The 15,379-nt window shown below is 44.1% G+C and carries 11 protein-coding genes and 1 tRNA gene; 6 read left to right on the top strand and 6 right to left on the bottom strand.

All coding sequences use genetic code 11. From position 1 onward, the window contains the following. Nucleotides 1–47: 47 nt before the first annotated feature. The gene (gene adhE / locus ITG12_RS16195) at nt 48–2,750 is read right to left on the bottom strand and encodes a bifunctional acetaldehyde-CoA/alcohol dehydrogenase (protein ID WP_042606169.1); all 2,703 of its coding nucleotides are present in this window, start codon (nt 2,748–2,750) and stop codon (nt 48–50) included. Between the two features lie 651 nt (nt 2,751–3,401). Between adhE and ITG12_RS16190 the strand changes: the two genes are divergently transcribed. After that, nucleotides 3,402–4,040 (top strand): YchE family NAAT transporter, encoded by a 639-nt coding sequence (locus tag ITG12_RS16190; RefSeq protein WP_038869216.1) that lies wholly within the window; start codon nt 3,402–3,404, stop codon nt 4,038–4,040. A 62-nt stretch (nt 4,041–4,102) separates the two neighbouring features. Continuing rightward, a complete protein-coding gene (locus tag ITG12_RS16185) occupies nt 4,103–4,951 on the top strand; it encodes an ion transporter (RefSeq protein ID WP_248873243.1) in 849 nt (282 codons plus the stop codon). A 349-nt stretch (nt 4,952–5,300) separates the two neighbouring features. On the opposite strand, the gene ITG12_RS16180 is transcribed toward ITG12_RS16185, so the two are convergent. Both ITG12_RS16180 and asd read right to left on the bottom strand, forming a co-directional pair. Next, a complete protein-coding gene (locus ITG12_RS16180; protein WP_104026991.1) occupies nt 5,301–5,813 on the bottom strand; it encodes a type II secretion system protein in 513 nt (170 codons plus the stop codon). 126 nt (nt 5,814–5,939) lie between these two features. Next, complete coding sequence (asd, locus tag ITG12_RS16175; RefSeq protein WP_039974093.1) at nt 5,940–7,055, bottom strand: aspartate-semialdehyde dehydrogenase; 1,116 nt, start codon at nt 7,053–7,055, stop codon at nt 5,940–5,942. Between the two features lie 437 nt (nt 7,056–7,492). On the opposite strand from asd, the gene nhaC reads away from it, so the two are divergent. Next, a complete protein-coding gene (nhaC, locus tag ITG12_RS16170; RefSeq protein WP_038869209.1) occupies nt 7,493–8,929 on the top strand; it encodes a Na+/H+ antiporter NhaC in 1,437 nt (478 codons plus the stop codon). A gap of 96 nt (nt 8,930–9,025) precedes the next feature. On the opposite strand, the gene ITG12_RS16165 is transcribed toward nhaC, so the two are convergent. The 3 genes from ITG12_RS16165 to yejK form a co-directional block, all read right to left on the bottom strand. Further along, nucleotides 9,026–10,189: a chemotaxis protein gene (locus ITG12_RS16165; RefSeq protein ID WP_248873242.1), complete on the bottom strand. Its 1,164-nt coding sequence runs from the start codon at nt 10,187–10,189 to the stop codon at nt 9,026–9,028. Nucleotides 10,190–10,300: 111 nt separating this feature from the next. After that, the gene (locus ITG12_RS16160; protein ID WP_248873241.1) at nt 10,301–11,623 is read right to left on the bottom strand and encodes an Hpt domain-containing protein; all 1,323 of its coding nucleotides are present in this window, start codon (nt 11,621–11,623) and stop codon (nt 10,301–10,303) included. A 110-nt stretch (nt 11,624–11,733) separates the two neighbouring features. Continuing rightward, nucleotides 11,734–12,732: a nucleoid-associated protein YejK gene (gene yejK / locus ITG12_RS16155; RefSeq protein WP_038869205.1), complete on the bottom strand. Its 999-nt coding sequence runs from the start codon at nt 12,730–12,732 to the stop codon at nt 11,734–11,736. An 85-nt stretch (nt 12,733–12,817) separates the two neighbouring features. Between yejK and ITG12_RS16150 the strand changes: the two genes are divergently transcribed. From ITG12_RS16150 to ITG12_RS16140, 3 genes are all read left to right on the top strand, one after another. Further along, a complete protein-coding gene (locus ITG12_RS16150) occupies nt 12,818–13,045 on the top strand; it encodes a YejL family protein (protein WP_038869203.1) in 228 nt (75 codons plus the stop codon). A 22-nt stretch (nt 13,046–13,067) separates the two neighbouring features. Next, nucleotides 13,068–14,876: a DUF3413 domain-containing protein gene (locus ITG12_RS16145; protein WP_045405717.1), complete on the top strand. Its 1,809-nt coding sequence runs from the start codon at nt 13,068–13,070 to the stop codon at nt 14,874–14,876. Nucleotides 14,877–15,014: 138 nt separating this feature from the next. Beyond that, nucleotides 15,015–15,105, top strand: a tRNA-Ser gene (locus tag ITG12_RS16140). Nucleotides 15,106–15,379: the final 274 nt, after the last annotated feature.

The following is a 15,379-nucleotide window of genomic DNA, read 5'->3' as shown; positions in this document are numbered from 1 at the left end:
GGTAGATTTCGTGCTAGCGAAAACCTATCCCATAACTAACATCTTGCTTATGCGTTAGCTTTTTCTTTCTTAGCTTTTGGTGCTGCTTCTTTCGCTACTTGGTCTGCTTTCTTTTTGATAACAGTTGTACCTTCGAAAGTTTCGCCTTCAACGAATGCTTTACCGTAGTAAGAAGCCATTAGTACTTCTTTTAGCTCTGTGATTAGAGGGTAACGTGGGTTCGCACCAGTACATTGGTCATCGAACGCTTCAACCGCTAGCTCGTCTAGTTTCGCAACGAAATCAGACTCTGCAACGCCTGCTGCTTGAATCGACAGCGGGATGTCTAGGTCACCTTTCAGCTCTTCTAGCCATGCTAGTAGACGTTCAATTTTCTGAGCAGTACGGTCACCAGCTTGGCTTAGGCCTAGGTGGTCAGCAACTTCAGCGTAACGACGACGTGCTTGTGGACGGTCGTACTGAGAGAATGCAGTCTGCTTAGTTGGGTTATCGTTCGCGTTGTAACGTACAACGTTCGAGATTAGTAGCGCGTTAGCAAGGCCGTGTGGTAGGTGGAACTCAGCACCAATCTTGTGCGCCATTGAGTGACAAACACCTAGGAATGCGTTCGCAAACGCGATACCAGCGATAGTTGCCGCGTTGTGTACTTTCTCACGAGCGATTGGGTCATTTGCACCGTTTGCATAGCTTGATGGTAGGTATTCTTTAAGCATCTTAAGTGCTTGTAGAGCTTGACCATCAGAGTATTCGTTAGCAAGAACAGATACGTAAGCTTCTAGAGCGTGAGTTACAGCATCGTAACCACCGAATGCTGTTAGAGACTTAGGCATGTTCATTACTAGGTTAGCATCAACGATAGCCATGTTTGGCGTGATTTCGTAGTCAGCTAGTGGGTACTTAGCACCAGTCTTGTCGTCTGTAACAACCGCGAATGGAGTAACTTCAGAACCCGTACCTGAAGTTGTAGTGATACATACAAGCTCAGCTTTTTGACCCATTTTAGGGAACTTGTAGATACGTTTACGGATGTCCATAAAGCGCATTGCTAGTTCTTCGAAGTGAGTTTCTGGGTGCTCGTACATTACCCACATGATCTTCGCAGCATCCATTGGTGAGCCGCCACCTAGAGCTAGGATTACGTCAGGTTGGAAGCTCTTCATTGCTTCTGCGCCTTTCTCAACAACAGATAGTGTTGGATCCGCTTCTACGTCGAAGAATGTTTGAACTTCGATGCCTTGCTCTTTAAGCAGTTTAACTACTTCGTCAGCGTAACCGTTGTTGAATAGGAAACGGTCAGTTACTAGGAATGCGCGTTTCTTACCTTCTAGGTCGCTCATTGCGATTGGAAGGCTACCACGACGGAAGTAGATAGACTTAGGTAGTTTGTGCCACAACATGTTTTCAGCTCGCTTAGCTACAGTTTTCTTGTTGATAAGGTGCTTAGGACCAACGTTTTCAGAGATAGAGTTACCACCCCATGAACCACAACCTAGAGTTAGAGAAGGTGCTACGTTGAAGTTGTAAAGGTCACCGATACCACCGTGAGTAGTTGGGATGTTTACAAGGATACGTGCAGTCTTCATCTTGTCACCGAAGTAACGGATGCGGTCTGCGTTAACGTCTTGGTTAGTGTAAAGACCAGATGTGTGACCGATACCACCGATTTCAACCATTGTTACTGCTTGAGCAACTGCATCTTCGAAGTCGTCAGCGCGGAATAGACCAAGAGTTGGTGATAGTTTCTCGTGAGCGAATTCATCATCGTAAGAAACTTTACCTAGGCCTTCACCTACAAGTACTTTTGTATCAGCAGGAACTTTAACACCAGCCATTTCAGCGATTGCTGGAGCAGGTTGACCTACGATTTTCGCGTTTAGTGCGCCGTCGATAAGAAGTACTTTACGTACTTTATCAGCGTCAGCTTTAGATAGAACGTGAGCTTTGTGAGAAGCGAAGCGCTCTTTCACTTCGTCGTATACTTCACCAACTACGATTGCAGCTTGCTCAGAAGCACATACTACGCCGTTATCGAAAGTCTTAGACATAAGGATAGAAGCAACAGCACGTTTGATGTCAGCTGTTTCATCGATAACTACAGGAACGTTACCTGCACCTACACCGATTGCTGGCTTACCAGAAGAGTAAGCTGCTTTAACCATGCCTGGACCACCAGTTGCAAGGATAAGAGCGATGCCGTCGTGCTTCATAAGAGCATTAGAAAGCTCTACAGATGGTTGGTCGATCCAACCGATGATGTCTTTTGGTGCACCCGCTGCTACTGCTGCATCTAGAACTAGTTTCGCAGCATCGTTAGTTGAGTTCTTCGCACGTGGGTGTGGCGAGAAGATAATGCCGTTACGAGTTTTTAGAGAGATTAGAGATTTGAAGATTGCTGTAGAAGTTGGGTTCGTTGTTGGAACGATACCACAGATGATACCTACAGGCTCTGCGATAGTCATCGTGCCTAGGTTGTCATCTTCTTCCAAGATGCCACATGTTTTTTCATCTTTGTATTTGTTGTAGATAAATTCTGAAGCGAAGTGGTTTTTGATTACCTTATCTTCAACAATACCCATTCCAGATTCAGCAACTGCTTGTTGTGCTAGTGGGATACGAGCATGGTTAGCTGCAAGAGAAGCTGCGCGGAAGATTGCGTCTACTTTCTCTTGTGAGAACGTTGCGAATTCTTCTTGTGCTGCTTTAACGCGTGCTACTAGAGCATCTAGTTCAGCTAAGTTAGTTACAGGCATGGTGGATCTCCTAAAATAATAAATATTAAAAACTTTTTAGTAAGGCTATTGTCTTTCGTTTTGACTGTTTATCAGCGTTTTAACTAACAACCATCTTAGTAAATTGCTTTCAGGGCTGAGTATAATATTTCAGAGTGTGAAAAAAATTGACTTGGATCAGTTCTCACAACTGAAATACCACCAAAGTAGTGGTTTACCACAACAAAACCAGCTAAATAATTGATAAACAAGCAAATTAAGCTTAACTTTTAATTGCACAAAAAAGAAGCAAACGAACTTAAAAATAAAAGAAACAACAACAATCTGTAAAAAAGTTTCATTTTTAGCCAACAAAATTACATGTGGACCCTAATTTTTGTGCTACTGAGAGTATATCGAATGCGTCATATCTCTCTACAAACCACCCTTCTTTTTGTGAAAAATGTGCGAATGTTAACGTTTGTGTAAATCAGTTCAGGTTCTCACCAGCCTTCTACGTAACAATTCGTTTCCAGAATGCATACATTTCTTTCAATAATTAGTTTTTCTCACAAATACTAGCCCAAATACGTTAGTTTTTTTCATTTCTTCCCAACGCACTTTTGCCTTACATTACCGCCTAAAATTACCCCCTCTCTTTTTCACTATTGTGAACGTTTACGAGTAAGCAACATGCAGACTTTAGAGTTAGCTATTTTCCTACAGTTTTTCCTCGGTTTGGTCGCCGCAGTTAACCCGGTAGGCATCATGCCTGTTTTTGTGTCTTTGACTGGGCATATGACGCCAGAAGAGAAAAGCAAAACCGCCACGACAGCCAATATTGCTGTCGCGAGTATTCTGATTATTTCTTTGTTTGCTGGTCAGTTGCTGCTGGACATGTTCAGTATTTCGCTCGATTCGTTTCGCGTAGCTGGCGGTTTACTGCTTCTAAGCATCGCATTCTCGATGATGAGTGGTAAGTTGGGTGAAGATAAGCAAAACAAGCAAGAGAAGACGGAATACGTAAGCCGTGAACAAATTGGTGTCGTACCACTTGCCATGCCGTTAATGGCAGGTCCAGGTGCAATTAGCTCAACCATCGTTTACGGCGCACGCTACCCTAGCGCGCTGGATACAGTTGGTATCAGCTTAACGATCGTTTTATTTTGTTTCTGCTCTTGGTTACTGTTCCGCTCCGCGCCTTTAATTGTGCGTTTCCTTGGACAAACTGGCATCAACGTGATCACTCGTATTATGGGCCTAATCCTCGGCGCGCTTGGTATTGAGTTTATCGCGAACGGTTTAAGAAACCTGTTTCCTGGTTTAGCCTAAGTTTCTTAACTTCTGGTATGATGTTGCAATCCGTTTCATTTTAACGTCGATAGTGCAACATCATGCCTCGCAAGTCTCTAAAGCATCATTTATATGTGATTATTTTCGGTACTCATACTCGTGCCGGACGCATCTTTGATATCGCGCTGATCGTCGCGATCATCGCATCTCTCGTGGTTCTTATTCTGGAATCTCTGCCGACTGTAATGACAGAATGGTCGCAAGAGTTGCGCTACGTGGAATATACTTTCACCGCTTTATTCACCATTGAGTATCTGCTACGACTGTATTGTTCGCCCAAACCTAAGTCCTACGCCACCAGCTTTTATGGTGTCGTCGATCTCTTAGCGATACTGCCAACCTACTTAGCTATCATCTTCCCTGGCGCTTCCTTTATGGGGGTCGTTAGACTGCTGCGTGTTATGCGCATCTTCCGTATTTTAAAGTTAGTTCGCTATTTGCAAGACTCGAATATTTTATTGCGCTCCCTTTTAATGGCGCGACGCAAGATTCTTATCTTCTTCAGTACTGTAGGTATTCTGGTCACCATTTTTGGTGCGCTGATCTTTGTTATTGAAGGCCCACACAACGGTTTTACGAGTATCCCAAAAAGCATCTACTGGGCGATTGTGACGATTACTACGGTAGGCTATGGCGACATGGTGCCGCAAACGCATCTCGGTAAAGCAATCGCGTCATTAACTATGTTGCTTGGTTATTCGATATTGGCAGTTCCAACCGGGATTATTACCGCAGAACTGAGCAATGAGATGAATGCTCACAAAGAGCTTGTGAAATGCCCCAACTGTAATCGCTCCGGTCATGATTCTGATGCGATGCACTGCAAGCATTGTGGTAGTGAGCTGGCAGATCCTGATAATCGCGTCGTCAGAGCGGATGAGGAAGATTAGAATCGGGAATCGGGAATCGGGAATCGGGAATCGGGAATCGGGAATCGGGAATCGGGAATCGGGAATCGGGAATCGGGAATCGGGAATCGGGAATCGGGAATCGGCGATATTTTGTCTTTCTGGGGACAAATTCTGTCAACGCCTTTTAGAACGTATTTTCTTGCCTAGCGCTCCAACAAAATCCTCTCGATTCTTAAAGCAGAGTGCTCCCAAGTATTGGAGCGTAGCGTTCCCAACGACCCTGAACTCCAACTCTAAGCTCAAAAAAGCCGATGAACTCACATCGGCTTTTGCATAGTTGTAGGCTCTCAGGAAATAAACAAACCCTATGGAAAAGTCTATTCTCGATTTAACAACCGTCAGTAAACACTTCCACGTTGTATTCGTCACCCGGCTCCATTGCCGCGGTGTACTTCACGTAGCAGTTACTCGCTTTGATTGCTTCGCGGTCATACTTTTGAACCCATTCTGATTGGGTAATAACTTTATAGTCTGGGTCGGCTACGCTACCACCAGTATTGTACGCATCCCAAACCCAGTCTTTTGTACCGTCTTTGTAACCCAGATCTGCATCTAGGAAATCTTCCAAACCATCATTCTCTACTGCAGGATAGCCAAAGTGTACGTTACCCGCACCTTCTACATGGTACGACGGCGAGTTTTCTTCTCCTTCAACGGCTGCTTTCCCATATGCCATTTCCGCTGCATTGTGCACAGAAGCAGCCATACCTTGAATAGAGGAAGCTCTAGCATCATGTTGAAGATTTAAAAACTTAGGTGCGGCAACGACGGCTAGAATGCCGAGTATGACGATGACAACCACTAACTCTATGAGAGTAAAACCTTTTGTATTTTGTTTCATTACCGCACTCCAATGGATTAATTTCGCGGCAACGGTATGCAACAAAAGTCAACTTACTGTCATTGTAATATCAAAAAAGCGCCCAATTGGGCGCTTTCAAAATAACCATCTCAACATTGAGACAAATTAAGCTTTCTCAGCAAGGATGATTCGTAGAGTGCGGCGTAGTGGCTCAGCAGCCCCCCACAATAGTTGGTCACCTACTGTAAATGCATTTAGGAAGTCATCACCCATTGCCATCTTGCGTAGACGGCCTACTGGAATAGACAACGTACCTGTCACTTTCGCTGGTGTAAGTTCTTGAGCTGTAATGTCACGATCGTTAGGAACGACTTTCACCCAATCGTTGTGCGTTGCGATGATCTCTTCGATCTCATCCATTGGTACATTTTGCTTCAGCTTGATTGTCAGAGCTTGAGAGTGACAGCGCATCGCACCAATGCGGACACATGTACCATCGATTGGCACTGGCGCATTTTGGAAGCCCAAAATCTTGTTCGCTTCTACGCCCGCTTTCCACTCTTCTTTGCTTTGGCCGTTATCACGCTTAACATCAATCCAAGGGATAAGAGAGCCAGCTAGTGGCACACCAAACTTTTCTGAAGGGAAAGAAGAGCTGCGCATTGTGTCTGCAACTTTCTTGTCAATGTCTAGAATAGAGCTTGCTGGATTAGCCAATTCAGAGCTTACAGAATCGTTGATCACACCCATCTGAGAAATCAGCTCACGCATGTTTTGTGCACCTGCGCCAGACGCCGCTTGGTACGTCATTGCGCTTGTCCACTCAACCAAACCCTTCTCGAATAGGCCACCAAGACCCATTAGCATTAGGCTTACTGTGCAGTTACCACCAACAAATGTATTGGTTCCACCATGAATACCTTGCTGAATTTGCGTAAGGTTTACTGGGTCTAGGGTAATAATAGAATCTTGTGCCATACGTAATGTAGAAGCAGCATCAATCCAGTAACCTTTCCAACCCGCTTGGCGTAATGCTGGGTAAACTTTTTCAGTGTAACTTCCACCTTGACACGTAACGACCGCATCAAGCTGTTTTAAACTTTCAATATCGAACGCATCTTGAAGTAGACCAGCATCTTTACCTAGGTTTGGTGCAGGAATACCTATTTGAGACGTGCTGTAGAAAACTGGCTCGATCAAATCGAAGTCTTTCTCTTCGACCATGCGCTGCATAAGGACTGAACCAACCATGCCACGCCAACCAACTAAACCTACTCTCATCGCATTAACTCTCCATGTATATTTCTGAAACTTTCTCCATAGTTCAATTTTCGACACAAAATCTCAAGCCCTAATTTGCAAATAAACGCAACTTTTTTAACGTTTGCGGCGAAATTTTATAATCAAGTCCATTTTCTTCCTTTTTCTTTACGCTCAACTGGATAAATGACGAAAGAAAAGTGTGAAATCAACACCGATGGTCCTACCACCCAATGAGAAAACAACATTTGAAGCACATAATTTTTACATCACAAAACATTTCAAACCGTTAATATTAATAATTAATGGTGATTAATTTCACAAGCAAACGTTTTTACCGACGAACATCAAGATAAAGCACCAAATGTTCGAAATATAATTTTTGTTAATGTATGTTAGGCGCCGATTAAAACAGGGAGCGGCCTTCCTCTATTGCTCCAAGAACGACAGAGGCACATATGAAGCAAGTTACAACACGCTTACCTAGTCTGATACAGGTATTTATCTCACTAGGTTTGTTTCTACTTTTGGCATTTTCATTTACTGCCAAATTAGACCTTCCTATTCAGCTAGCGCTGTACATTGGTTGGTTCATTATCATACTGTTGGGTTTAAGGCTCGGCCATCAATACAAAGACCTAGAAAAAGCCGCATTAAATGGCATTTCTAATGGCCTAGGTGCCGTGCTAATTCTTCTTGCTGTAGGAGCCTTAGTCGGTACTTGGATCTCAGGCGGTATTGTTCCGACCATCATCTATTACGGTTTGAAAGCAATCCACCCTTCTATCTTCTTGCTTGCTACCATGATCATCTGTTCTTTGACTGCGCTAGCAACGGGAACTTCTTGGGGTGCTGCGGGTACAGCCGGTATTGCCATGATGGGTATTGGTCAAGGTCTTGGAGTTCCAGCCCCAATCACCGCAGGCGCGGTGCTATCGGGTTGTTACTTTGGTGACAAGATGTCTCCACTTTCAGACTCTGTGATCCTTGCTTCTTCTATGTCGAATGTAGAAGTCGTTGAGCACATCAAGGGTATGCTACCTATCGCGCTGATCAGCTACATTATCACTGGTATCATGTTTACCGCATTTGGCTTTCACTTCGCTGGTAAAGTGGACATGAGCCAAGTGGATTCTGTTATTCAGGCAATGGAGCAACAATTTTTCATTACGCCTTATTCCTTTGTTCCAGTGGTCATCGTATTGGCTCTACTTGCGATGCGTATGCCTTCTTTCCCTGTGATTAGCTTTGGCTCTCTGCTAGGTATTATCTGGGCAGTGATGATTCAGGATGTGGACTTCCTGACAGCGTTTAACACGGCTTGGGCGCCATTTGCGATTTCTTCAGGAGTCGACTTCATTGATTCGATTCTCAACCGTGGCGGCATGTCTTCTATGTTGGGCTCTGTAGCGGTAATCGTGTTTGGTCTTGGTTTCGGTGGCCTGCTCGACAAAGTAGGTGTGCTTGAGACTATTGCAAAGCTGTTCGAACGACGTGTTCAGAGCGCGGGTTCACTTGCGACGAGCACGATTGGTACGGCCTTCATGGGTAACGTATTTGGCTCTGCGATGTACGTATCACTGATTCTTACGCCTAAGATCTGTGCGAAGAACTACGACCGCCTTGGCTACAAACGCAAAAACTTATCTCGTAACGCAGAGTTCGGTGGCACACTGACATCAGGTATGGTGCCGTGGAGTGACAACGGAATCTACATGGCAAGCATCTTGGGTGTGGCAACATTATCATACGCGCCGTTCATGTGGCTGAGCTTCGTATGCATTATCGTTACCATCTTTACTTCTTACATGGGCTGGTTTGTTGATAAATGCGAACCAACAGCACCAGCAACGGAAGAACAATCAGAAAGTGAACTCGAGCAGCAAACGGCTTAAATCAGCTTTCCATAGATAGAAACTTTCCGTAAATAAAAAAGGACCGAATCATCGGTCCTTTTTTATGTTTGTCATTTAGTATTTACGCACAGGTAATCAAGCTGATTTAGCCCCTGCTCTTACTGCTGAACGCTTACCTAATGCATAACCCAGTACCAACGGAGCAAAGAAGATAACCAAAATAAATAGAATGAAGTAAATAATTGTGCTCTTAACCAATTGAATCAATTTGTCCATCGCTAGATTCACAACTTCTTGTGAAACATGGTCTAGGTCTTGTGCAAACTTCTCACGCTCATTCGTAATAATTTGTGCGATTTCTTGGCGCTCTCTTGCCACCATCAATTCCAGAGCTTGACGCTCTTCACTCAACTGAGACAAACGCTCTTCCGTTTTCTGGTCAATGTCTTCAACCAAAGGCTGTAACTGTACCGCCATTTGCTCGGCTAAGTTACGCATGTACTCAGGGTTATTATCGATAAAGTCCTTTAACGACTCAGAAGTCACCTTCAAGCTATTTAGTGCTGCGTTTACTTGCTCGATACTTGCGGAACTATTTAACGCCAATAGTTGCGCTTTCCACGTCATGATCTTAGGCGTTTGCTCAGATACCAAACTTAAGCGGTCAGAAACATCACCGATGGCTTCTGGCATCGTGCCCAATGTTGTGACAGCTTCTTCTTCACTGATTTGGTTAGCCTCAAGCCAAGCACGGTAAGCGGGTGTACGAATCATGCTTAAATCCGCGAATGGGTATTTCTCTACAAAGTCAGCGACAAACACTTTGGTGTTTTCATAAACGTCTTTTTTCAAAAGAGACTGAGCGAGTTTATCGACTTCTTTGGCTAGATGTGCAGAGACTTGTTTAGCTTCACCCATCGCAAACAAATCTTTGCCCGTCCCTTCGCTGTAAAACTGGTTCATCTGGTGAGTGAACACCCACGTATCAATCAACGCAGCCATTGGGGAAACTTGATAAGCCGCCGCTTGAAGACCTTCTTCAGCATTGATCTTCCACAGCAGAATATAAGATTGGTTTACTTTGTCGCTCGGCTCATAGTTTTTTTGGAGCACATCAGCAGCTTGTTCGACTTGAGCAAAAAACTGTTGTGCGTATTCACGCGTCATTATACGCATGTTGAGTTCTTGTTTGGTGAGCGGTACAGTTTGGCTGTCGATTTTCACCTCTAGCAGGGAACACCCTGAAAGACTCAAAACCAAGCAAGCTACCATCAAAGAGGACAGTCGACGGATGGACATGAAATTACCTATGGTCAAAATGTGTAGAACAGGAACAGAACGAACCAAGGCATCAGGTTCGTGAACGCACCTTTAATACCTCAGCACCCTATATTTTAAGTCAGAGGAATATCAATCCGTTAGCACTTCTCGAATGTTTTCACTAATGAGAACTCTTTCGGCAAAAAGTGTCGTTTTCTTTAACGTATCTTCTAACTGACTCAATTTATCGTCTGAAATTTGCTCGCCTTGTTTAATTAAAGATTCGATATCTCCAGAGATATAGTGTAGAGGCATTGCACCTATACTGCCCGATACCCCTTTCAAGCTGTGCGCAACTCGCTGAGCATGTTCTTTATCTTCCAGTAACAACCTTCTTAGCTTACTGCCGTCATCAGTATGATCTTGAATAAACACGTCTAACAGCATGCGCACGGACTCTTCATCGTCGGACAAAGAATCAAGCATTCTTTCTATATCAATGTAAGGTTCGGGACTTTCATTTAACAACTGTTGGTGGGACTCGGAATCGCTTCTCTCAGGCCCGTTCGTCACCTCAGTTGAATTTGCTGGTTCAACCTCCGTCTGCTCACTCCCCCGCTCAACCCTATCAAGTTGGTGAGAGAGTGGTTGTATTGGCGAATTTATGTTTTCTGAATCGGATTGATTTCCTTCGGCTAGAACTGACTCTATAGAAGACAAAGCCCAACAAACACATACAAGTAAGGAAGCACTTACCATTATCAACAGCGAGAGGTAAACCAACAGTTTTTGTTCTAGCGAAGCACTAATCGCAGCCAGCTGGTTCGGGAATTCAGGGTTGAGCAATTGGCTCGAAAGATGGCTGCCTTTTGCGTGAGCAGCAAGCACGCTGGATGTTTGAGCAAGGCGACGTTGGAAAGAGGACTGTTCTTCAAGCGCTAAAGTTTTCGATTCTGTAAACAACAAATCTAATTCTTGATAAGTGTCTGCACTCGTCGCAGAGTCACTAAACATCGCTTCTAGCACTAATGCACCGAGCCGAAAGTACATCGTCTGTAGTGATTGAGAGTTGCTTGCCGACTCTCGACTGTTGCGTAATTGGTCTGCGAGCGCGACGAGTTCACTATCACTACCAATAAAGCTCTTCGCACCCTCTAAAAAACGGTCTGTCGAATAAAGAAGTTGGGTTAAATCTGGAGCACCCAGTCCTTGGCCCTGTTCACTTTCGAGTTGTAAGCGAACCGCATAAACCAATTGGAGCTTAAGAGAAACTTGATCGACATGTTGAGCACGATATGGAAGTTCGAAATGAAAAATATTTCTTACTTCATCTACTTTGCTACCAAGTTCGTCCACGGTAGACATCGTTCTCATGGTTTGTTGCGCCTGAAGCCATATACCTACGGCAAACGCACACCACACAACAAATAAAATCCAGACGACTCGTCTTATTCCCTCTTTTAATTGCTGCAACACTCATTCCTCGACTATTTCTATTAATAACAAGCATATACCATGATTCATGCTCAAACTGTGCACACTTCACATAAAAAAAGAGAGCACATGGCTCTCTCTTTCTTGAATTAGTTGCGACTCAACTGATCTTTCAGATTCGGAGGCGTCCCTTTAATGGTCAGCGTATCCGTCTCCGGATCGTAGAAAATACGCTCGCCAAGCAACAGGCTGTCAAAGCTAATGTTCAAACCGCCACCTGCTCCTACGTATTTCGTCAATTTGCGTACGGTTGAGCGATCACCTGGGAAAGACTCTTCCAATTCGTAACCTTGTTCTTTAGTAAAGTCCATGAAACTGGTGCCATCTTGGCTAGGCGGTAATTCACCAGATAGCTCAGAAATTTGAACTTCATCACCAGTTTTAATTTGCTCGTTACAGTAGTTGTAAACTTGCTTTTTGTACTCATTCGCTTCTTGCTTCTCAAGCTTAGAGTCTGCACAAAAGTCTTCAACTGCCTGCATCAACACTTGGTTTTGCTGTTTGGTATCTAAGCCAACATCGGCTTGTAAGAAATCTAAGAAGAAGTCTGCCACTTTACGGCCAACACGTCCTTTGATGTAAGAAAGGTAACGATTTGATTCACGGTCAGTATCGTAGCTTGATAGGTCAATGCGCGCAGCAATATCCATTTTAGTGATGTCTAGATAATCTGTTGCATCAATATCCAAGCCTTCAGTTACCTTTAGGCTCTGGTTCATAGGCAAAATACCGATAAACAAGTAATCCGTTGCTAAACTTTGGTATTCCGCAAACACTAAAATGCCTTCGTCTGCAAATGGGTACTTAATCAACTCTTCTTTCAAGCGATTTGCACTAATTTGTGAGAAGTCGTAAAAATCTCGCTCTCCTTTGCGCATTTCTTGAAGCCAAAATTGAAATTCGCTGTCTGACTGGAAAGAGCCAAAACCTTTACCTGCTTTAGAATGGAATACGCGATGCAGTTCCGCGACGAGGTTTTCTGTAGCGGTATCGTTCTCTAACGATGCCGGGCGAAGTTTAACAACCAGTTCGTCCTGATCGTTTTTGCACAATTGATGCAGAATAACGTTTGAAAGATGAAGGCTCATAGTGATTTTATCTTGCTACAAGGTTTAAGTTGTTGGGCATTGTAGGTTATCATAAGCCGCTTTTACTATCATTATTAGAGTCTTTATGCCGATTACATCTAAATATACTGACGAACAAGTAGAGAAAATTCTTGCTGAAGTGGGCGCTGTACTAGAAAAACACGCCGCCTCTCCTGAGTTGACGCTAATGATTGCCGGAAATATCGCAACCAATGTCTTAAATCAACAAGTTGCTGCTTCACAACGCAAAGTTATTGCTGAAAAATTTGCTCAGGCGCTCGTATCTTCTCTTGAAGTGCCAAAATCACACTAATAACGGATAATAGAACAAGTACATGGTAGACAGCGGAAACTCATACGGCGAACGTGTATCTCGACTGGTTGGTTGGGGTCACTGGTTTGCATTCTTCAACATCGTTGCATCGATGTTGATAGGTACGCGCTATATCGTTCAGTCGCCTTGGCCAGAGACCCTTATGGGGCAATTCTATCTGGCGGTATCCTGGGTTGGCCATTTTGGCTTTCTTGTTTTCGCGCTCTACTTGTTGGTTCTTTTCCCGCTGACGTTTGTCCTGCCATCTAGGAAGCTTTTCCGTTTGGTGGCAGTGATATTCGCAACCGTCGGTCAAACGGTCTTACTGATCGATACCCAAGCTTACCAATCCATCAACTTGCACTTAAACCCCGTGGTTTGGGAGTTGTTGTTTAGCGAAGATAAAAGTGCCATCAGCTCTGACTTGCAGCACCTTTTTGTGGTTATGCCACTTATCTTCTTGGTTCAGTTAGGCTTATCAGAATGGGTTTGGCGTAAACAACGCAAACTTTCCCATAAACACGTTGGCCGCCCTTTAGCTGCCGTGTTCTTCTTAAGCTTTATCACTAGCCATCTGGTTTATATTTGGGCTGATGCCTATTTCTATAACCCGATTACTAGCCAGCGCTCTAATTTCCCGTTGTCTTACCCAATGACCGCGAAGAGCTTTATGGAAAAACATGGCCTACTAGACCGTGAAGAATACCTAAAACGCTTAGCGGAAAACCAAGGTAATATTGACCTGGTGAGCTACCCGCTCGAAAAACTCGAATTTAATCGTCGTGGTAACAAATTGAACGTACTGATGATCAGTGTGAACAACTTACGTGCAGATGCACTAAACCAAGACGAAATGCCAAACATGTACCAGTTTGCACAAGACAACCAAAACTTTGTAAACCACTACAGTTCTAGCAATGACACGTACGGTGCATTCGGTCTGTTTTATGGCTTACCAAGTAGCTACGCAAGTAGCATCAAAGCACAAGGCTCTGCACCGGTTCTTTTGGATGTATTAAAAGATCAGGGCTATAGCTTTGGTTTGTTCAGCGGAAATGGTTTTGAAGATGACCTTTACTCAGAAGTGATCTTCCGTGGAGTTAATCTTGCTAACACGTTAGACGGTACGCAAGCACACACCGACAAACAATCCATTGCGGCATGGAATACATGGCTAACCGAACAAGCAAGCCAACCTTGGTTTAGCTATATCGAAGTCACCACTGTCGATAACTTTGAATCTGAACCAGAAGCGGCAAATGAAGAAATGCCAGCCAGCGAGCGATTCAAGAAAGCATATGAGAAAGCAGTAAAATCTGCCGATAAGACAGTCGCTGAAATCATTTCTGATCTCGATGAAAAACAACTACTTACCAATACGATAGTGGTCATCACCTCTAATCACGGTAGCGAGTTTAATGAGACCAATACCAACAGTTGGGGAGCGAACAGCAATTACAGCCGCTACCAGCTTCAGGTCCCTATGGTTATTCATTGGCCAGGAATGCTGCCAGGTGAATTTACGCACAGTACAAGCCATCTGGACTTGTCGGTGACGCTGTTACAAGACATGTTAGGCGTCTCATCGAACCCTTATGATTACAGCAGTGGTCGTAACCTATTTGACGAAAGTCGTCGCCGCTGGATTTTAGCGGGCGACACTCGTGAAATCGCACTGATCACCAGCTCCCAAACGACAGTTATCGATAAATTTGGTAACTACAAGCTGTATGATGACAACTATAAACGCTTAAGAGAAACAACGCCTAAACTGCCTGTCCTGATGCAAGGACTAACAGAACTTCAGCGCTTCTATTCTAAAAGCAATTAATTGAAAAAAGCTCTCCACTCGGAGAGCTTTTTTGATTCTTTTATCCGCAAACAACACAAAATTGAACAGTAAACATCCAAACAGTTCATTTTGGGGTTTACAAGGTTTTCAAAGCCTTATATTATGCGCCTCAACAACGGAGAGATGGCTGAGTGGTTGAAAGCACCGGTCTTGAAAACCGGCATACGTTAATAGCGTATCTAGGGTTCAAATCCCTATCTCTCCGCCACATTCAGAAAGCTCGTTGAGAAATCAACGGGCTTTCGTCGTTTTAGCGTTTGGGAAATTACGGGATTTGTAAATCCCTAGTTGAACGCAACCCCGAACTAGGCGTCCCCGCACTCAGCCACATTTAGAAAAAGCCCGCTAAGTAATTAGTGGGCTTTTTCGTATCTGAAGGCTTAAAGAGGGATTTAGACAAATCCCTCCTTGAATGCAAGCCCAGCACTCACGCCACATTCAGAAAGCTCGTTGAGAAATCAACGGGCTTTCGTCGTTTTAGC

Source organism: Vibrio sp. ED002 (genome assembly GCF_023277445.1).
Taxonomy (GTDB): Bacteria; Pseudomonadota; Gammaproteobacteria; order Enterobacterales; family Vibrionaceae; genus Vibrio; species Vibrio jasicida.
This window is presented reverse-complemented; position numbering and strand designations above follow the sequence as displayed.

Bases quoted from the DNA above. Each gene is read 5' to 3' on its own strand.
- ITG12_RS16180 (WP_104026991.1), bottom strand. From the start codon at position 5,813: ATGAAACAAAATACAAAAGGTTTTACTCTCATAGAGTTAGTGGTTGTC.
- nhaC (WP_038869209.1), top strand. From the start codon at position 7,493: ATGAAGCAAGTTACAACACGCTTACCTAGTCTGATACAGGTATTTATC.
- ITG12_RS16150 (WP_038869203.1), top strand. From the start codon at position 12,818: ATGCCGATTACATCTAAATATACTGACGAACAAGTAGAGAAAATTCTT.
- yejK (WP_038869205.1), bottom strand. From the start codon at position 12,732: ATGAGCCTTCATCTTTCAAACGTTATTCTGCATCAATTGTGCAAAAAC.
- ITG12_RS16145 (WP_045405717.1), top strand. From the start codon at position 13,068: ATGGTAGACAGCGGAAACTCATACGGCGAACGTGTATCTCGACTGGTT.
- asd (WP_039974093.1), bottom strand. From the start codon at position 7,055: ATGAGAGTAGGTTTAGTTGGTTGGCGTGGCATGGTTGGTTCAGTCCTT.
- ITG12_RS16165 (WP_248873242.1), bottom strand. From the start codon at position 10,189: ATGTCCATCCGTCGACTGTCCTCTTTGATGGTAGCTTGCTTGGTTTTG.
- ITG12_RS16185 (WP_248873243.1), top strand. From the start codon at position 4,103: ATGCCTCGCAAGTCTCTAAAGCATCATTTATATGTGATTATTTTCGGT.
- ITG12_RS16190 (WP_038869216.1), top strand. From the start codon at position 3,402: ATGCAGACTTTAGAGTTAGCTATTTTCCTACAGTTTTTCCTCGGTTTG.
- adhE (WP_042606169.1), bottom strand. From the start codon at position 2,750: ATGCCTGTAACTAACTTAGCTGAACTAGATGCTCTAGTAGCACGCGTT.